This is a genomic window from Bradyrhizobium sp. B120 (assembly GCF_049075665.1).
GTDB lineage: Bacteria > Pseudomonadota > Alphaproteobacteria > Rhizobiales > Xanthobacteraceae > Bradyrhizobium.
Genome location: NZ_CP185242.1, coordinates 3,701,839 through 3,721,005 on the forward strand (window position 1 = coordinate 3,701,839; position 19,167 = coordinate 3,721,005).

The following is a 19,167-nucleotide window of genomic DNA, read 5'->3' on the forward strand; positions in this document are numbered from 1 at the left end:
GCATCTGACGATGCGTTCCGGCCTCTCCCCGCAAGCGGGGCGAGGCGGAGCCGAGCCCGCGGAAAATGATGTTGTTCTAGGGAGAATCTGATGTCGAAACTGCAAGGCAAAGTCGCGCTCGTCTCAGGCTCCGGCCGCGGCATCGGGCGCGCGATTGCGCTGAAGCTCGCGCGCGAGGGCGCGAAGGTCGTGGTCAACGACCTCGACGCCGAGCCGGGCAATGCCGTCGTCGCCGAGATCAAGGCCATGGGCGGCGAGGCGATCGCGGTCAACGGCAGCGTGGTCGAGACCGGCTTTGCCGATCGCTTCGTGGGTGCGGCCATCGAAACATTCGGCGGCCTCGACATCATCGTCAACAATGCCGGCTACACCTGGGACTCGACGATCCAGAAGATGTCGGACGAGCAGTTCCAGGCGATGCTCGACGTCCATCTCGTCGCGCCGTTCCGGATTCTGCGCGCGGCATCGGAGCCGATCCGGGTGATGGCGAAAAGGGAGGCCGAGGCCGGCCGCGAGGTGTTCCGCAAGGTCGTCAACATCTCCTCGATCGCCGGCCTCTACGGCAATGCCGGGCAGGCGAGCTATTCTTCGGCGAAGGCGTCGTTGATCGGGCTGACGCGCACGATGTGCAAGGAGTGGGGCCGCTACAAGGTCAACGTCAATTGCGTGGCGTTCGGCCTGATCAACACCCGCCTGACCCAGCCGATCGAGACCCAGCAGAAGACCATCGACGTCGCCGGCCGCGACATCAAGGTCGGCGTCCAGCCGCAGATGCTGGAGGCGATGGGCCGGATGATCCCACTCGGCCGCGGCGGCACCCCGGAAGAGGCGGCCGACGCGGTCTATCTGTTCTGCGCTCCGGAATCGAACTACATCAGTGGTCAGGTGATCGTCGCCGGTGGCGGCCTTCTGATCTGACCATAGCGTTTTCGAGCGAAGTGGACGCCGGTTCGCGTCAAGAAAACGCGTCAAAAATCACGATGGGGGAATGATGCACTACCGATCGTCCTGGATGACCGAGGAGCTGGACACCTTCCGTGACCAGTTCCGCAAATTCCTCGCCAAGGATCTTTTGCCGCACGCCGAGAAATGGCGCGAGCAGAAGCTGGTCGACCGCTCCGCCTGGCGCGCGCTCGGCGAGATGGGCGCACTGCTGCCGAGCGTGCCGGAGGCCTATGGCGGCTTGGGCGCCAGCTTCGCCTATGATGCCGCCGTGCTCGATGACCTCGAGAGCACGGTGCCGGAGCTGACCACCGGCGTCTCCGTACACAGCGCGATCGTCGCCCACTACATCGTCAACTACGGCTCCGAGGAGCAGAAAAAGCGCTGGCTGCCGAAGATGGCGTCGGGCGAGATGGTCGGCGCCATCGCGATGACCGAACCCGGCACCGGCTCTGACCTGCAAGCCGTCAAGACCACGGCGAAGAAGCAGGGCAATTCCTACGTCATCAACGGCCAGAAGACATTCATTACCAACGGCCAGGCTGCGGACCTTGTGATCGTCGTCGCGCGTACCGGTGCTCCGGGCGCGAAAGGCATCTCGCTGATCGTCGTTGAAACCGCAGGCGCGGAGGGCTACCGGCGCGGCCGCAACCTCGACAAGATCGGCCTGCACGCCTCGGATACGTCCGAGCTGTTCTTCGACAATGTCACGGTGCCGCCGGAAAACCTGCTCGGCAATGAGGAGGGCAACGGCTTCGTCCAGCTGATGCAGCAATTGCCGCAGGAACGGCTGTCGCTTGCGATCGGCGCGGTCGCCTCGATGGAGCGCGCGGTGAAGATCACCGCCGAATACACCAAGCAGCGCACCGCCTTCGGCAAGCCGCTGATCGAATTCCAGAACACCGCGTTTACGCTCGCCGAGCGCAAGACCGAGGCGATGATCGCCCGCGTGTTCGTCGACTGGTGCGTCGACCGCCTTGTCGCCGGCGATCTCGACACCGTGACAGCGTCGATGGCGAAATGGTGGTGCTCGCAGAAGCAGGTCGAGACCGCCGACGAATGCCTGCAGCTGCATGGCGGCTACGGCTACATGCAGGAATACCCGATCTCGCGGATGTTCATCGATTCCCGCATCCAGAAGATCTATGGCGGCACCAACGAGATCATGAAGGTTTTGATCGCGCGCTCGCTGTAGGGCAAGCGCGCGACCTCGGCCGCATTACATCGCGCGCACGTTCTTCAGGAATTTGTCGACCTGAACTTCCAGCTCGGACGCGTTGCTGGCGAGTTCTCCGGAGGCCGCCAAAACGTTCTCTGCGGCCTTGCTGGCATCGTCGATCGCCTTGGTCGTTCCGTTGATGTTGGCGGTGACCTCCTTGGTGGCCGCGGCCTGTTCCTCGACGGCGCTGGCGATCACGGTCGAGATCTCGCTGATCTGGACGATGACGTGCGAGATCGCCTTCAGCGCCGTGGCTGTGTTGCCGGTCGCGGCCTGCATCTCGTTGATCTGCGCCGAAATGTCTTCGGTGGCCTTGGCGGTCTGGTTGGCCAGCGCCTTCACCTCGGAGGCGACGACGGCAAATCCGCGTCCGGCCTCGCCGGCACGCGCGGACTCGATCGTGGCGTTGAGTGCGAGCAAGTTGGTCTGGCCGGCGATCTGGCTGATCAGCGCGACCACGTCGCCGATCTTCTGCGCCATGGTCACGAGGCCCGCGACCAGTCTGTCGGATTTCTCGGCTTCCTCGACCGCCATGCGGGCGATGCGGCTCGCTTCGGCCACCTGGCGGCTGATTTCGTTGACCGAGGACGACAGCTCTTCGGACGCGGACGCCGCACTCGCCGAGCGCTGATTGACGAATTCGGCTGTTGTCGTCAGCGATCGCGCGGTGCCCTGCATTTGCGTCGAGGCCGATGCCAGCATCCCTGCAAGGCCCTTCACGTCCTTTTCGAAATCGTCGGCGAGCTTCACGTTGCCAGTGACAACCGACCAGCTCAGCATCGCGCCAGTATAGTTGCCGCGCTTGTCGGTCAGCCCGGAAACCCGCAGGTCGAGCGTTTCCGGACCGAGCTTGATCTTGGCCGCGTGCGGCAGATTCTTGGGATCGCCGACGATGCGACGCTGATGCGCCGGGTTCTTGTGGAAGATGTCGAACGAGTTGCCGAGGATCTTGTCCGGCTCCACCGGAAGCAAATGCTTCACGGTGTCGAGCGTCTTGAGACTGGTCTGGTTGATGTAGGTGATGTTGAACTCGGTATCGCACATCATGATGTTGATCGGCATGTTGTCGAGCATCTGCAACAGCCGCTCGGTCTGGGTTTCAAGCCGCGCCTTCTCGGTCGCGAGTTCCCAGGTCAGCATCGGCCCGGTGTAGCGGCCGCGTGAATTGGTCATCGCCGTTACGGTGAGATCGAGTGTCTCGCCGCCGATGGTGATGCGCGCCCTGTGCGGCAAATTCTTCGGATCGGACAAGAGCCGGCGCTGATGCTGCGGGTTCTTGTGAAAGATGTCGATCGATTGTCCGATCAGCGCGTCGACCTTCACCGGCAGAACATGCTCGATCTTCTTCAGATTCTGCCGCGTCGACTCGTTGATGTAGGTGATCCTGAAATTGTCCAGCTCGCAGAGCATGACACTGATCGGCATATCGTCGAACAGCCGGTAAGAACTGTCCGAGCCGATCACGCTTGCGACGCTCTTCATCCCCAACATGCATTGCCTCCAGCATTGATATAAATTGGTGAACGCAAAACGACGCACCTGATCGGCAGCAGAACGCCTTCCGCCGCGGGACGGCGGGCAGGTGCGATGCACGATTTACAATCTGTGACTGTACGAAACCGTAGGCGATTCGAGTTCCATCAAGAAGTGCATGCAGTGTGCCGCGCACGATCGCGCAAGACCGACCGCGCGATGCGTGCAATGAGTGCAACCGATATCGACGCGCAAGACGGCGATTTGCCGCGAAATCCGCGCCATCCTGCATCGAATGGTGCGAAGCGACCGATCGCTGCACCGTAGTCTTACGGAAGCACCCACGCGCGCTTCGAATGATTGTTATCGTGCATATGACGCGATGGTTCATGCAGTTTGTGCCACGCTGTTGTCACGCGAGCCGCGCGCCGTCGGTCTTTGCGATGCGTGCGGATCATCTCTCCCGCATGCGCGCTGCTGCGGCGGTCGGTGCCGCGTGATGACCGCGAGGCTGCCGCATCGCCGATGATGTTGCTGTTGAAAGAAACACGCACTGGTTGATCCGGGCGCCGCGGTACCGGATCGAACTTGCCGGCCGGCGACGGAACATGTCATCCGCACGCTGACGGCATGGGCGCTCTGAAATCGGCGGAGGGTTACCTGCCTGCTCTCCAGCCGAGCCGCGACGATCCCGCCGGCGATCGTCCGCTCTGCGGAAATCGATGACGAAAGGGCGATGCCCATTGCCTATCGCATGGCTTGACCCCGCTTCGCCCGCGAGAGGCGGCTTCGGCCTTGCGCCATAATCCCGTCTATCATACCCCCGTCGGACCACGTTCCGCGCGAGCCGCGAGCGCGCGCCAATGCCGCAGGGAGCCCTCATGACCAAAAGCAACGCCCGCACCGGAGGCCAGATCCTGATCGACCAGTTGGTCGCGCAAGGGGTGGAGCGCGTCACCTGCGTGCCGGGCGAGAGCTATCTGGCGGCGCTCGATGCCCTGCATGACAGCCCGATCGACGTCGTGATCTGCCGCGCCGAGGGTGGTGCGGCGATGATGGCGGAGGCCTATGGCAAGCTCACCGGGCGTCCCGGCATCTGCTTCGTCACCCGCGGCCCGGGCTCGACCAACGCCGCGCACGGCGTGCACATCGCGATGCAGGATTCCACCCCGATGATCCTGTTCGTCGGCCAGGTCGACACCGGCATGCGCGAGCGCGAGGCGTTCCAGGAGCTCGACTATAAGGCGGTGTTCGGCACCATGGCGAAATGGGCGGTCGAGATCGATCGTCCGGACCGCATTCCGGAGCTGGTCGCGCGCGCCTTCCGCGTCGCGCTGCAGGGCCGCCCCGGTCCGGTCGTGATCTCGCTGCCGGAGAACATGCTGACTGAAACCGCAGCGGTTGCCGACGCGCCGAAGGTCGAGCCTGCGGTCACCTGGCCGGCGCCGTCGGATCTCGAGCGTCTCGGCAGCATGCTCGCCGGCGCCAAGGCGCCGATCGTGGTGCTCGGCGGCTCGGCCTGGACACAAGAGGCTGCCAGGAGCATTGCGCGCTTTGCCGAGCGCTTCGACTTGCCGGTCGCGACCTCGTTCCGCCGCGCCTCGCTGTTCGACGCCGACCACTCGCATTATGCCGGCGATCTCGGCATCGGCCCGAGCCCGAAGCTCAGGGATCGCTTCACCGGCGCCGACGTCATTCTCCTGATCGGCGGCCGCATGTCGGAGATGCCGTCCTCGTCCTACACGCTGCTCGACATTCCGGTGCCGAGCCAGAAGCTCATTCACGTGCATCCGGGCTCCGAAGAGCTCGGCCGCGTCTACCAGCCGGCGCTGGCGATCCAGGCGACGCCTGCGGCCTTCGCTGCCGCGGTCGAGAGCATGAAGCCCGCAGCCGCGCCCGCCTGGAAGGGCGAGGCGGCCAAGGCGCACGCGGATTATCTTGCCTGGACCGAGAAGCCGCGCGAGCTGCCGGGCCATTTCCAATACGGCGAGGTCGTGACCTGGCTGCGCGATCGGCTGCCGAAGGATGCGATCGTCTGCAACGGCGCCGGCAATTACGCCGGCTGGATTCATCGCCACCATCGCTTCCACACTTTCGCAGCCCAGCTCGCGCCGACCTCAGGCTCGATGGGCTACGGCGTGCCGGCGGCCGTGATGGCCAAGCGGCAGCATCCGGATCGCGTCGTCGTCGCATTCGCCGGCGACGGCTGCTTCCTGATGAACGGGCAGGAGTTCGCCACCGCCGTGCAGTATGACGCGCCGCTGATCGTCGTCGTCATCGACAACGCGCAATACGGCACCATCCGCATGCATCAGGAGCGCGACTATCCCGGCCGTGTCGTCGGTACCCAGCTCAAGAACCCGGACTTCGCGCTCTATGCCAAGGCGTTCGGCGGGCATGGCGAGCGGGTCGAGCGCACCGAAGACTTCGCGCCGGCGTTCGAGCGGGCGCTGGCGTCCGGCAAGCCCGCGATCCTGCACTGCCTGGTCGATCAGCGCGCGCTGTCGGTCGGCAAGGATTTTGTGCCCGAGCGCGTGGCGCAGTAATGCCTGAGTCCACCGGCCGTCATGTTGCGATCATCGGCGCCGGCGCGGTCGGCGTGATCTCGGCCATCGAGGCGCTGCGCGCGGGTCACCGAGTCACGCTGATCGACCCGGGCGAGCCCGGCGGCACCCAGGCCGCGAGCTACGGCAATGCCGGCTGGCTGTCGTCGCATTCGGTGATCCCGCCGGCCGAGCCGGGCACCTGGAAGAAGGTGCCAGGCTATCTGATGGATCCGCTCGGGCCGCTTGCGATCCGCTGGTCGTATCTCCCAAAAGCCTTGCCGTGGCTGGTCAAGTATCTGCTGGCGAGCCGGACCGAGGCGCAGGTCGAGGCCACCGCTCGCGCGATGCGCGATCTGCTCAAGGACGCGCCGCTGCTGCACCGGCAACTCGCCGAGGAAGCCGGCGTGGGCGAGCTGATCGAGCGGCGCGGGGTGATGCATGTGTTTCCCTCGCGCGCGCCGTTCGACCGCGACCTCGGCTGGCGCATCCGCAAGCGCGTCGGCATCGAATGGCTGGAGCTCGATGAAGACGAGATGCGCCAGCGCGAGCCCGATCTGCATCCACGCTACAAGTTCGGCGTGGTGGTGGAGGAGGCCGGCCGCTGCCGCGATCCCGGCGCCTACGTCGCAGCGCTTGCCGCGCACGCGATCGCGAGCGGCGCCGAGCGCGTCGCCGCCAAGGCCACAGGTCTCAAGCTCGCGGGCGACAGGCTGGTCGCCGTGGTCACCGAGCGTGGCGAGATCGCCTGCGATGCGGCGGTCGTCGCCGCCGGTGCGCGCTCGAAGCAGCTGACCGCATCGATCGGCGATCCGCTGCCGCTCGAGACCGAGCGCGGCTATCACGTCATGATCGAGAATCCGGAATCCGGGCCGCGCAATTCGATGATGGCCTCGGACGCCAAGATGGTGGTCAACTGGACCGACAAAGGCCTGCGCGCCGCTGGCACCGTGGAGATCGCGGGGCTCGACGCCGAGCCGAACTGGAAGCGCGCCGAGATCCTGCGCCAGCATCTGCTCAGTATGTTCCCGAAACTGCCGAAGGACATTCCACCTTCGCGGATCAAGACCTGGTTCGGCCATCGCCCGAGCATGCCCGACGGGCGGCCCTGCATCGGCCACAGCCGCGCCTCGCGCGACGTGGTCTATGCGTTCGGCCATGGCCATGTCGGCCTGGTCGGCTCGGCCCGCACCGGTCGGCTGGTCGCGCAACTGCTGAGCGGCAAGGCGCCGGAGATTCCGCTGCAGCCGTTCGCGCCGTCACGCTTCCTGTAGGACGCCGCGGGGACACACAGACCTCAATTCTCGCCGGCCCAGGCCGTGATCGCAGCCGGCGCGATCACGCGTCTCGGCGTGTGCGGATTGATCGTTCCGGCGCTGACGTCTTGAGTCTGATCGAGCAGGGTGCGCGCAAACGCCTTGGCGGCCTGCTCGGTCGTGAAGGTGCGGGTCTGGCGCGCGCAGCGGTGGTGTCCGGCGTCAGGGCTTCTTACGGCGAACGAGACGTACCAGATGGCCTTGTCCGTCTTCATCGCGCGTCTCCGGCGGCGGTGCTCCGCCTGCGCGATCGGGACGTCGTGCTCGACGCTCGATATGCAAAAAGTGCCAAGATGAACGATCCTGAAATTCAACAGATGACGGCTAAATTCCTCTCGGTGGACAGGCAACGCGCCAGGATCGGCGCGTCTGCCGATACTGGCGAGATACTACCTTTCAACCAAGGGGTGCAATAATAATGCGCCGCTGCGGCGTTGGTTCCTGCGATCCAATAGGAGTGTTGGGACTACGCCGGTGACACAAGCCGGTCCATGCCGCACTAGACGGCTTCGCCTTCCCTGCCAGACGCGGCGATGGCCTTCTCGACTTCCGCTGCGAGGGCCGCACGATGTTCGGCGAGCTTGGTGAACAATTCGCGCTTCTGTATGTCCGTGGCCAGGTCCCGGATGACAATTCATGTCGCGAGAACGCGGAAACATGACTCACAGACCGTGCAACAATTTCGGTGTCGTCCCCGCCTTGAGCCGGGACCCATAACCACGAATGCGAATTGGATTGCAGAGCTGTGGCCACAGCTCATCTCAGCAACACAACTCTGTGGTTATAGGTCCCTGCTTTCGCAGGGAAGATGGGACGATAGCGGTGCCTCTCTCACGATCCGATCCGCACCACCATCTTGCCCAGCGCCGCGCGGGTCTGCATCGTCGTGAACGCCGCGCGGAAATCTTCAAGCTCGAACACCTTGCCGACCACAGGCGTCAGTCGGCCGTCGTTCAGCCATGCCGACAATTGCGTCATCACGCGCGCCTGCGCCTCGGGTTCGCGGCGCGCGATCTGGGCGGCGTCGACGCCGATCAGGAGGCCGCCCTTCAGAAGCGGCAGATTGAACGGCAGAGCGGGGATCTGGCCTGCCGCAAAGCCGACCACGACATGGCGGCCGTTCCAGGCGATCGAGCGGAACGCCTGCAGCGAGACCTCGCCGCCGACCGGATCGAAGATCACGTCGGGACCATGGCCGCCGGTTGCGTCCTTCAGCGCATCGCGCCAATCGGGCTTGGTGTAGTCGACGACGGCATCGGCGCCGAAGCTTGCGGCGAAGTTGCGCTTCTCGTCGGTCGAGGCGGCGGCGATGACGCGCGCGCCGAGCAGCTTGCCGACCTGGATCGCGGCGATGCCGGTGCCGCCGGCGGCACCCAGCACCAGCAGCTGCTCGCCGGCCTTGAGCGAGCCGCGCTCGGCGAGTGCATACAGCGCGGTGAGGTAGTTGGTGCGGAAGGCCGCGGCGGCCTCCATCGACAGGCCGTCGGGCATGACCTCGACGGCGGCAGGCGGCACCACGATGTACTCGGCCAGCGCGCCCGAGCGCGCCGCGCCCATCACCCGCATGCCCGGCGTGATGCCGGCGACGTCGCTCGCGGCTTCATCGACCACGCCGGCAAATTCCGCACCCGGCGTAAAGGGCAGGGCATCCTTGGTCTGGTAGCGGCCCTCGACCTTCAGCCCATCGACGAAGCCGATGCTCGCGGCGTGGACCCGGACGCGGATCTGTCCGGGGCCGGGTTCGGGCGTGGTGATCTGCTTCAGCCCGATCTGATCGATGGGTGCGTATTGCTCGACGACGACCGCCTTCATCCTGTCTCGCTCGCTTGTTCGTTTCCTCTGGTCGAACCTATCCCATGTCCGTTGTTCTACGGGGAGGTCTTTTGCGCATGCAGCGACGGCGTCCCATGCGGAAAGCCAACATCTTCAACGACATCGCGAAAAGGCAGACGTTTACCCGTTGTTATCCCTACCAAATTCGGTAACGCGTCCTTAATGGCGTTAACGTTAGGGTTTTCCACGCGGCCCGCACTGGGCTGCGCGCCGTCCAGGACGGGCAGGTAGCGTACGCGTTGGAGTCTCCTATGGATATCATGACTGGCGCCGGGCTGTTGGCTGGCATCATCGTCATCGCGGTGATGATGTTCATGGGCGGCGACCTGCACATGTTCATCTCCGAACATGCCATGATCATCATCTTCGGCGGCTCGATCGCGGCGACGATGATCCGCTTTCCGCTCGGCGTGATGCTGCACGGGCTGCCGCTCGGCGCCAAGTTTGCCTTCACGATGAGCCGGCTGTCGGCCCGCGACCTCGTCGACGAGCTCGCCCGCATCGCCGAGATCGCCCGCAAGCAGGGCCCGGTCGGCCTGGAGAAGGTCGAGACCGACGAGCCGTTCCTCGCCAAGGGCATCCGCTACGTCGCCGACGGTTACGACCTCGAATTCATCCGCGACAACATGGAGCGCGACCGCGACAATTTCCTGATGCACCTCGACGAGGGCAGCAAGATCTATCGCGCGATCGGCGACTGCGCGCCGGCCTTCGGCATGATCGGCACGCTGATCGGCATGGTGCAGATGTTCGCCAACATGACCGACCCCTCCAAGCTCGGCCCGTTCATGGCGACCGCGCTGCTCGCGACGCTGTACGGCGCGCTGGTGGCCAACCTGTTCTGTCTTCCGATCGCCGACAAGCTGCACGGCAAGCTGCTCGACGAGGAGACCAACCGCACGCTGATCATCGACGGCATCCTGATGATCCGCGATTCCAAGAGCCCGGCGCTGGTGCGCGAGATGCTGCTGGCCTATCTGCCGGAGAAGCATCGCAACGAGGAAGGCGAGCCGGTTCCGGCTTGACCGGCTGGCGCTTTCGGGAAACGCAGCGATGGCCAAGAAAAAGCGCGGCGACGCCCATACCGGAGGTCACGGCTGGTTCGTGACCTTCGCCGACCTGATGGGCCTGATGATGAGCTTCTTCGTGATGCTCGTCGCGTTCTCCACCATGGACAACAACAAGCTGAAGATCGTCGCGGGCTCGATGCGCGACGCCTTCGGCGTGCAGACCAATGTGCGCTATTCCGGCATCGTCGAGTCCGACGGCCTGCCGACCCGGCCGAAGCTCAAGAATGTCGAGCACATCTCGCCGGAAGAGTCCTCCGCCAATCCGACGCCGGACGAGAAGGAGCGCAGCCAGATCAACGGCGCGCGGCTGAAGATCGACCGCGAATTCGCGCTCGCCTCCGCCTCGCTGCGCCAGGCGCTGCAGGACATGCCGGAGCTGACCGAGATTTCCAAGAACATCATGTTCGAGGAGACCAAGGAGGGGCTCAACCTCGAGATCGTCGATCAGGACGGCCGCTCGATGTTCGCCGACGGCTCCAGGGAGCCGTATGAGCGCACCCGCCGGCTGATCCAGAAGCTCGCCGCGCCGCTGAAGGCGACGCCGCTGCGGATCGCGATCGTGGGGCATACAGCCGCAGGCTTCGTGCCGGCGCGCAGCGATTACGACGCCTTCGACCTGTCCGCGGACCGCGCCAATGCGGTGCGGCAGATCCTGGAACGGGAAGGGCTGCCGCCGTCCCACATCTTCGCGGTTTCCGGCAAGGCCGACGGCCAGCCGCTGTTTCCCGACGATCCGACGCTGCCGGCGAACCGTCGCGTGACCATCACGTTGATGCGGGAAAATCCGCCATTGCCGCCGGATCTGAAGCCGTAGCTCCGGGTTACCATGCTACCGTCGCTGGCCGTGCTGCTTGGTTGACAGGCGGGGCGGAAGCGTCGATAGCCGCGCGGATCAAATCAACCGATCGGGCGTTCCAACCTCGCCATGGCTGTCAGCGTCTCATCCACCGAAGCCCAGGAAACCCAAGGCGCGGGCCAAGGAACAGGTCAAGGCAAGGGCCAAGGCACCTCCGGCTTCTGGGCCCTGACACTGGGCAGCATCGGCGTGGTGTTCGGCGATATCGGAACTTCGCCGCTCTACGCATTCCGCGAGGCGGTCGGCGGCGCCGCGCACGGCCAGCCGGTGACCCGCATCATGGTGCTGGGCGTGCTCAGCCTGATTCTGTGGGCGCTGTTCACCGTCGTCACCGCCAAATACGTCCTGCTGCTGCTGCGCGCCGACAACAATGGTGAGGGCGGCACGCTGTCGCTGATGGCGCTCGGCCAGCGCGCGATCGGACGGCGCAGCTGGCCGCTGCTCGCGCTCGGCGTGGTCGGCGCCTCGATGTTCATCGGCGATTCCATGATCACGCCGGCGATCTCGGTGCTGTCGGCGGTCGAAGGCCTCAAGCTCGCCACGCCGCATCTCGAGCACTACGTGGTGCCGCTGACGATCCTGATCCTCGTGCTGCTGTTCTCGGTGCAGCGCACCGGCACCGCGCGTGTCGCCTCCGCCTTCGGGCCGGTGATGGTGGTGTGGTTCGCCTCGCTCGCGGTGATGGGGCTGCTCCACATCATGGACGATCCGTCGGTGCTGGCGGCGATCAATCCGTATTACGCGATCCAGTTCCTGCTGACCCACGGCACCGTCGGCCTGGTGACCTTGGGCGCGGTGTTCCTCGCGGTGACCGGCGGCGAGGCGCTCTACGCCGACCTCGGGCATTTCGGCCGCAAGCCGATCCAGTCCGGCTGGTTGTTCTTCGTGCTGCCCTCGCTGCTGCTGAATTATTTCGGGCAGGGCGCGCTGGTGCTGTCCGATCCGGCCGCGATCGAGAACTCGTTCTATCGCATGGTGCCGGAGGTGCTGCTGCTGCCGCTGATCGGGCTCGCCACTGCTGCCACCGTGATCGCGAGCCAGGCCGTCATTACCGGCGCCTATTCGCTGATCAGCCAGGCGGTGCAGCTTGGGCTCTTGCCGCGCTTCGAGGTCCGCTACACCTCGGAGACCCATGCCGGCCAGATCTACCTGCCGCGGGTCAACCGGTTGCTGCTGATCGGCGTGCTGCTGCTGGTGCTGCTGTTCCGCACCTCGAGCGGGCTCGCCTCGGCCTACGGCATCGCCGTCTCCACCACCATGGTCGCCGACGGCATCATGGGCTTCATCGTGATCTGGAAGCTGTGGAACTGGCGCGTGGCGTCGGCCGCCGCGTTGATCCTGCCGTTCGTGATCGTGGACATGACCTTCTTCAGCGCCAATCTCCTGAAGCTGTTCGAGGGCGCGTGGGTGCCGCTGCTGTTCGGCGTCGTGATGGCGACGATGATCTGGACCTGGCGTCGCGGCGCTGCAATCCTGATCGCCAAGACCCGCCGCATCGAGGTGCCGCTGCGCGACCTGATCCACAGCCTGGAGAAGCGGCCGCCGCATATCGTCAAGGGCACCGCGGTGTTCCTGACCAGCGATCCCAGCTTCGTGCCGACCGCGCTCTTACACAATCTCAAGCACAACAAGGTGCTGCACGAGCACAATGTGATCCTGACCATCGAGACCGCACCGACACCGCGCGTCGACCTGTCGGAGCGCGTCACCATGGAGAAGGTCAGCGACAAGTTCACCGCGGTGCGGCTGCGCTTCGGCTACATGGAATCGCCGAACGTGCCGAAGGCGCTCGCGGTCGCGCGCAAGCTCGGCTGGCAGTTCGACATCATGTCGACATCGTTCTTCGTGTCGCGCCGGTCGCTGAAGCCGTCCGCCCAGTCCGGGATGCCGCAGTGGCAGGACCACCTGTTCATCGCGATGAGCCGGTCCGCCAACGATGCCACCGACTATTTCCAGATTCCGACCGGCCGGGTCGTTGAAGTGGGTACTCAGGTAACTATTTGATGCGGCAGCGGATTCGACAGTTGAAAAGCCGTGATCTATGCGTGATATGCATGGCGGAGGCCTGAATCCGGGCTAACCTATGCATTCCTGCCGGGAGTATAGGCCTGCGACCCGGCATTGTGCAGTGCGGCAGAAGACAGAGGCGCAGCTTCCCATGTCATCCGAGAGTGCGATCACCGCGGCGGAAACGCCCGCGGCAAGCGGCCATGGCGAGGCGCATTCAACCGCCACCTTCAAGGCGCTGATGCTCGGCAGCATCGGTGTTGTCTATGGCGACATCGGTACCAGCCCGCTGTATGCGCTGCGCGAAGCCGTCGTCGCGGCTGCCGGTGGCGAGGGCGCCGTGACGGCGCATGCGGTGCTCGGCGTGCTCAGCCTGATCCTGTGGGCGCTGATCGTGGTCGTCACGCTCAAATATGTCGTGATCCTGCTGCGTGCCGACAACAATGGCGAGGGCGGGACGCTGGCGCTGATGGCGTTGGCGCAACGCGCGGTCACCAGGGGCGGAGCCGCGATCGTGCTGCTCGGCATCATCAGCGGCGCGCTGTTCTATGGCGACGCCGTCATCACGCCGGCGCTCTCGGTGCTGTCGGCGATCGAAGGCATCAAGCTCGTCACCTCGACATTCGATCCCTATGTCGTCCCGCTCACGGTGGTGATCCTGGTCGTCCTGTTCGCGGTGCAGTCGCGCGGCACCGCGCGCGTCGCCGCGTTCTTCGGCCCGGTGATGTGCGTGTGGTTCGCCGTGATCGCGATCGCGGCGCTGCCGCAGATCGTGCGGCACCCCGAGGTGCTGTACGCGTTCAACCCGATCCTTGCGGTGTCGTTCATGCTGCATCACGGTGTGATCGGCTTCATCACGCTCGGTGCGGTCTTCCTCGCGGTGACCGGCGCGGAGGCGCTCTATGCCGACCTCGGTCACTTCGGCAAACGCCCGATCCAGACCGCGTGGCTGTTCATCGTGCTGCCGTCGCTGGCGCTGAACTATCTCGGGCAGGGCGCGCTGCTGATTGGCGATCCCAAGGGCATCGAAAACCCGTTCTTCCTGATGTTCCCGGACTGGGCGCTGATCCCGATGGTCGCGCTTGCCACCATGGCGACCGTGATCGCGAGCCAGGCCGTCATCACCGGCGCCTACTCGCTGACCCGGCAGGCGATCCAGCTCGGCCTGATGCCGCGGTTCGAAATCCGCCACACGTCGGAGGCGCATTCCGGCCAGATCTACATGCCGCGCATCAACCGGTTCCTGTTCATCGCGGTCATCGTGCTGGTGCTGATGTTCCGCTCGTCGAGCGCGCTGGCCTCGGCCTACGGCATCTCGGTGACCGGCACCATGGTGGTGACGGCAATGATGGGCTTCGTGGTGATCTGGAGGGTCTGGCGCTGGTCGCCGATCGCTGCCGCCGCGCTGGTTGCGCCATTCCTGTTCCTGGACATCACGTTTTTGGCCGCCAATCTCCTCAAGGTGTTCGAAGGTGGCTGGGTGCCGCTTGCGCTCGGCGGGGTCATGATCGTGGTGATGTACACCTGGCGGCGCGGCAGCCGGCTGTTGTTCGAGAAGTCGCGCAAGCTGGAATTCCCGCTTGCCGATCTCGTCGCGATGCTGGAGAAGCGGCCGCCGCAGCGCGTCTCCGGGACGGCTGTGTTCCTGACCAGCGATCCCGTCAGCGCGCCGACCGCGCTGATGCACAGCCTCAAGCACTACAAGGTGCTGCACGAGAAGAACGTCATCCTGACCATCGAGACCGCGCCGACGCCGCGCATCGATCCGTCCGAGCGGGTGCGGATGGAGCAGCTGACCGAGACTTTCTCCAAAGTGACGCTGAAGTTCGGTTTCATGGAGCAGCCGAACGTGCCGAAGACGCTGGCGATCGCCCGCAAGCTCGGCTGGCAATTCGACATCATGTCGACCTCGTTCTTCCTGTCCCGCCGCGCACTAAAGCCGGCGGTGCATTCGGGCATGCCGAGCTGGCAGGACCATCTGTTCATCGCGCTGAGCCGCTCCTCGAACGATGCCACCGATTATTTCCAGATACCGACCGGGCGGGTGGTCGAGGTCGGCACACAGGTCACGATCTAGGGTCCACGATCCAGCGTTTCTGCGCGGCATCTAACCCGTTTCGGGTGCTTGATTTTCTCCGCGCGAGAGGCGACTTTGCGGCCCGGACCGGCGAGCCGTGCGACGCTCGCCCAAGCTGATGTCGGGAGGATATTTCCGTGGCGGACCACAAGGTGGAAGATTTGTTTCCGGACGAGGTGTCGAAAGGCATAGCGGAAGGCCGCTATCTGCTGGTCGACGTTCGCGAGCCTAACGAGGTCGCCGTCGAGGCCTATACCGATGGCGTCGTGGTGCCGCTATCGACGTTCGATCCATCAGCGATTCCCGATCCGCAGGGCAAGCAGGTGGTGTTCGCCTGCCGCTCCGGCAAGCGCTCGGTGACGGCCTCGCTGGCGGCCCAGGCCGCGGGCCTGCCCTACGACAAGCATCTGGCGGGCGGCATCATCGGCTGGAAGGCGGCGGGACTGCCCACCAAGACCGGCGGCTGATCCCTGACATGACCTCCATGAACAAGGTCTTCGCGGACCTTCCCGTCACGATCTTCGAGGCGATGTCGCAGGCTGCGCGCGACAACAACGCCATCAATCTCGGCCAAGGCTTTCCCGACGATCCCGGACCGGAGGACATCCGCCGCGCCGCCGCGGACGCGTCCATCAACGGCTACAACCAATATCCGTCGATGATGGGCATACCGGAACTCCGTCAGGCGATCGCGTCGCATTACGGCCACTGGCACGGGCTCAAGCTCGACCCGATGACCGAGGTGATGGTCACCTCCGGCGGCACCGAGGCGCTGACGTCCTCGATCCTGTCCGTGGTCGAGCCCGGCGACGAGGTGGTGTGCTTCCAGCCGGTCTATGATTCCTATCTGCCGATCATCCGCCAGGCCGGTGGCATTCCGCGGCTGCTGCGGCTCGAGCCGCCGGAGTGGCGGTTGAACGAAGAAATGCTGCGCAGCGTCTTCAACCACAAGACCAAGGCGGTGCTGTTCAACAATCCGCTCAACCCCGCGGCCGTGGTCTATCCGCGCGAGGATCTCGAACTGCTGGCGCGGTACTGCCAGGAGTTCGACGTAGTCGCGATCTGCGACGAGGTCTGGGAGCACGTCGTGTTCGACGGCCGCGAGCATATCCCGCTGATCACGATCCCGGGCATGCGCGACCGCACCATCAAGGTCGGCAGCGCCGGCAAGATCTTCTCGTTGACCGGATGGAAGATCGGCTTCGTCTGCGCCGCGCCGCCGCTGCTGCGCGTCGCTGCGAAGGTGCACCAGTTCCTCACCTTCACGACGGCGCCCAATCTGCAGGCGGCGGTGGCGTACGGCCTCAGCAAGCCGGACGATTATTTCTTCGACATGCGCAAGGACATGGCGCGCAGCCGCGACCGCCTCACCAAGGGGCTCGAGAGCATCGGCTTTCCGGTGCTGAAGTCGCAGGGGACTTACTTCCTCACCGTCGATCTGTCGCCGCTTGGTCTGAATGAGACCGACGCGGAGTTCTGCTGGCGAATTGTGCAGGATTACAAGGTCGCGGCTATTCCAGTGTCGGCGTTTTACGAGCAGGATGCGGTGACGTCGGTCGTGCGTTTCTGCTTTGCCAAGAAGGACTCGACGCTCGACACCGCGCTGGAGCGGCTGTCCGACGCAGTGCATCGTCGCAAGAGGTAGACCAGAATGCAGAAGCAGAGCCGTCGTCTCGTCAACCTTGTCGGTGCGATCGCCACGGTTCTGTTGTTCGCTGCCTCCGCCAGCGCGGAGGAGCGCACGGTCAACTTCTACAACTGGTCGAACTACATGGCGCCGGGAGTCCTCGAGGATTTCACCAAGGAAACCGGCATCAAAGTCGTCTACGACACGTTCGACGCCAACGAGACGCTGGAGACGCGGCTGCTCGCGGGCAAGTCAGGCTACGACGTCGTGGTGCCGACCGGCTATTTCCTGCAACGCCAGATCACCGCGAAGGTGTTCCTCAAGCTCGACAAGTCGAAGCTGCCGAACCTCGCCAATGCGTGGCCCGTGGTGACCGGTCAGCTCGCGACCTACGATCCCGGCAACAATTACGGCGCCAACTACATGTGGGGCACCACGGGCATCGGCTACAATGTCAAGATGGCGGAGAAGATCCTCGGGCCCGATGCCAGGATCGACAGCTGGGACATGGTGTTCAAGCCGGAGAATCTCGCCAAGTTCAAGGATTGCGGCATCCACATGCTGGATTCCGCCGACGACATCCTGCCGGCGGCGCTGAGCTATCTCGGTCTGGATCCGAACTCGACCAAACAGGCTGACTTGGAGAAGGCCGCCGATCTCGTCATCAAGATCCGGCCTTATGTGCGCAAATTCCATTCATCCGAATATCTCAGCGCGCTGGCCTCGGGTGAGATCTGCTTTGTGGTCGGATGGTCGGGCGACATCATGCAGGCGCGCAGCCGCGCGGCCGAAGCCAAGACCGACGTCGAGATCGGCTACACGATCCCGAAGGAGGGCGCGCAGATGTTCTTCGACAATCTCGCGATTCCGGCGGACGCAAAGAACGTCGCCGAGGCCTATGAGCTGATCGACTACCTCTACCGTCCTGACGTTGCAGCAAAGAACTCGAACTTCCTGTCCTATGCCAATGGCAATCTGGCGAGCCAGAAGCTGATCGATCCAAAGATCTTCAACGACAAGAACATCTATCCCGACGAGGCGATGCAGAAGAAGCTGTTCGTGATCACGGCGCGCGATCCGGCGACGCAGCGGATCATCAATCGGCTGTGGACGCGCGTGAAGACCGGGAAGTGACGCGAAGCGCCACGGCTGTATGAGCCGTCATTGCGAGCGCAGCGAAGCAATCCATCTCGCCGCGATCGTTGAAGCGTGGACTGCTTCGTCGCTTTGCCCCTCGCAATGACGCGGAGAAAGCGTTGAACTCTTACCGCCAGCGCCGGTGCAGCCAGAGCCACTGATCCGGATATTCGCGGACCCAGCCCTCGACGATGTCGGTGATCGCCTGCATCGTGCCCTGGATATCGATCTGGCCGGATGCGTCGAACACCGGCCTCACTTCCTCGGTGACCTCGCCGCGGAAGCGACCGTCGGGCAGGCGGATGATGCGGGTACCGTGGATCGGGCAGTCGATCTGCCGGCGCAGGCGCGCCAGCAGCGGGTTCGCGGTGGTCTTGCGGCCGAAGAAGGTGACGGGAACGCCGTTGGTCAAATACTGGTCGACCAGCATCGCGACGTGCTGGCCGTTCTTCAGCGCCTGCGCCAGCTTGAGCGGCGCGTCGCGGCCGGCCGGGACCAGCGTGCCCAGATTGACTGCGCGGATGCGTTCGATGGCGCGATCGGCGGCTTCGATGTTCGGCCGCCGGAACAGGATCGTGGCATCGAGCCCGTGCGCCGCCGCGGCAATCGGAGAGAGCTCCCAGTTGCCGAGATGTGCGGCAAAGAACAAGGCCGGCTTGCCGTCGTCACGCAACTGGTCGAACAGCTGCTTGCTGCGCGCCGAGAATTCGACGCGACCCGGCTTGTCGGGATTCCGGGGATCGTGGTCCCAGATGCGGTCGATGTGCGCGAACTCAGCGCCGATGCGGCCGAGGTTGTGCCAGACGCCGGTAAGGATCTCTTCGATCTCCTGCGGTGACTTTTCCGGGAAGGCGGCCGTGAGATTCTCGCGGCCGATGCGATCCTCGCGCAGCCGGCGGCCGATGAAATGCGCGGCGCGGCCGAAGAACCGCGCGGTCTTCTCCGGATCGAAATAGCGCGTGGTGCGCAGCAGGCCGATCGTCAGCCCGCCGATCGCCGCATCGGTCACAGGTTTTGCGGCATCACGCAGATGCGCGCGGGCGCGAAGGAGCAGGCGTTTCATCTGA

At 64.7% G+C, this 19,167-nt stretch carries 15 protein-coding genes; 11 read left to right on the forward strand and 4 right to left on the reverse strand.

What is annotated here, in order from left to right; translation table 11 throughout:
• The first annotated feature begins 90 nt into the window (after positions 1–90).
• Positions 91–918, forward strand: coding sequence for an SDR family NAD(P)-dependent oxidoreductase (locus tag ACOIX3_RS16625; protein WP_420970914.1), 828 nt, complete (start codon positions 91–93; stop codon positions 916–918).
• 73 nt (positions 919–991) lie between these two features.
• Positions 992–2,137: an acyl-CoA dehydrogenase family protein gene (locus ACOIX3_RS16630; RefSeq protein WP_420971743.1), complete on the forward strand. Its 1,146-nt coding sequence runs from the start codon at positions 992–994 to the stop codon at positions 2,135–2,137.
• Positions 2,138–2,161: 24 nt separating this feature from the next.
• Here the strand turns inward: ACOIX3_RS16630 and ACOIX3_RS16635 are convergent, their stop codons facing one another.
• Complete coding sequence (locus ACOIX3_RS16635; RefSeq protein WP_420970915.1) at positions 2,162–3,652, reverse strand: methyl-accepting chemotaxis protein; 1,491 nt, start codon at positions 3,650–3,652, stop codon at positions 2,162–2,164.
• An 863-nt stretch (positions 3,653–4,515) separates the two neighbouring features.
• Between ACOIX3_RS16635 and ACOIX3_RS16640 the strand changes: the two genes are divergently transcribed.
• Together ACOIX3_RS16640 and ACOIX3_RS16645 are read left to right on the forward strand one after the other, a co-directional pair.
• A complete protein-coding gene (locus ACOIX3_RS16640) occupies positions 4,516–6,180 on the forward strand; it encodes a thiamine pyrophosphate-binding protein (protein WP_420970916.1) in 1,665 nt (554 codons plus the stop codon).
• A complete protein-coding gene (locus ACOIX3_RS16645; RefSeq protein ID WP_420970917.1) occupies positions 6,180–7,451 on the forward strand; it encodes an NAD(P)/FAD-dependent oxidoreductase in 1,272 nt (423 codons plus the stop codon). Before ACOIX3_RS16640 ends, ACOIX3_RS16645 begins: the two co-directional genes overlap by 1 nt.
• A gap of 23 nt (positions 7,452–7,474) precedes the next feature.
• Here the strand turns inward: ACOIX3_RS16645 and ACOIX3_RS16650 are convergent, their stop codons facing one another.
• Entirely contained in the window at positions 7,475–7,708 is a 234-nt protein-coding gene (locus tag ACOIX3_RS16650) for a hypothetical protein (RefSeq protein ID WP_420970918.1), read from the reverse strand.
• 616 nt (positions 7,709–8,324) lie between these two features.
• Positions 8,325–9,305, reverse strand: a complete 981-nt coding sequence (locus ACOIX3_RS16655) for an NADPH:quinone oxidoreductase family protein (protein ID WP_420970919.1) — start codon at positions 9,303–9,305, stop codon at positions 8,325–8,327.
• 272 nt (positions 9,306–9,577) lie between these two features.
• Between ACOIX3_RS16655 and ACOIX3_RS16660 the strand changes: the two genes are divergently transcribed.
• The 7 genes from ACOIX3_RS16660 to ACOIX3_RS16690 all read left to right on the forward strand — a co-directional run bounded on the left by ACOIX3_RS16660 (position 9,578) and on the right by ACOIX3_RS16690 (position 18,097).
• On the forward strand, positions 9,578–10,351 hold the full coding sequence (locus ACOIX3_RS16660; protein WP_029078588.1) for a motility protein A: 774 nt from the start codon (positions 9,578–9,580) through the stop codon (positions 10,349–10,351).
• A 28-nt stretch (positions 10,352–10,379) separates the two neighbouring features.
• A complete protein-coding gene (locus ACOIX3_RS16665; RefSeq protein WP_097672457.1) occupies positions 10,380–11,210 on the forward strand; it encodes an OmpA/MotB family protein in 831 nt (276 codons plus the stop codon).
• Positions 11,211–11,321: 111 nt separating this feature from the next.
• Positions 11,322–13,256 (forward strand): potassium transporter Kup, encoded by a 1,935-nt coding sequence (locus tag ACOIX3_RS16670; RefSeq protein ID WP_420970920.1) that lies wholly within the window; start codon positions 11,322–11,324, stop codon positions 13,254–13,256.
• Positions 13,257–13,410: 154 nt separating this feature from the next.
• Entirely contained in the window at positions 13,411–15,336 is a 1,926-nt protein-coding gene (locus ACOIX3_RS16675; RefSeq protein WP_420970921.1) for a potassium transporter Kup, read from the forward strand.
• 137 nt (positions 15,337–15,473) lie between these two features.
• Positions 15,474–15,803 (forward strand): rhodanese-like domain-containing protein, encoded by a 330-nt coding sequence (locus ACOIX3_RS16680; RefSeq protein WP_420970922.1) that lies wholly within the window; start codon positions 15,474–15,476, stop codon positions 15,801–15,803.
• Positions 15,804–15,811: 8 nt separating this feature from the next.
• Complete coding sequence (locus ACOIX3_RS16685; RefSeq protein WP_420970924.1) at positions 15,812–16,981, forward strand: aminotransferase; 1,170 nt, start codon at positions 15,812–15,814, stop codon at positions 16,979–16,981.
• Positions 16,982–16,987: 6 nt separating this feature from the next.
• Complete coding sequence (locus tag ACOIX3_RS16690) at positions 16,988–18,097, forward strand: polyamine ABC transporter substrate-binding protein (protein WP_420970925.1); 1,110 nt, start codon at positions 16,988–16,990, stop codon at positions 18,095–18,097.
• A 130-nt stretch (positions 18,098–18,227) separates the two neighbouring features.
• Here ACOIX3_RS16690 and ACOIX3_RS16695 read toward each other — a convergent pair whose 3' ends face one another.
• Positions 18,228–19,163 (reverse strand): lipid A biosynthesis lauroyl acyltransferase, encoded by a 936-nt coding sequence (locus tag ACOIX3_RS16695; RefSeq protein WP_420970926.1) that lies wholly within the window; start codon positions 19,161–19,163, stop codon positions 18,228–18,230.
• Positions 19,164–19,167 lie beyond the last annotated feature (4 nt).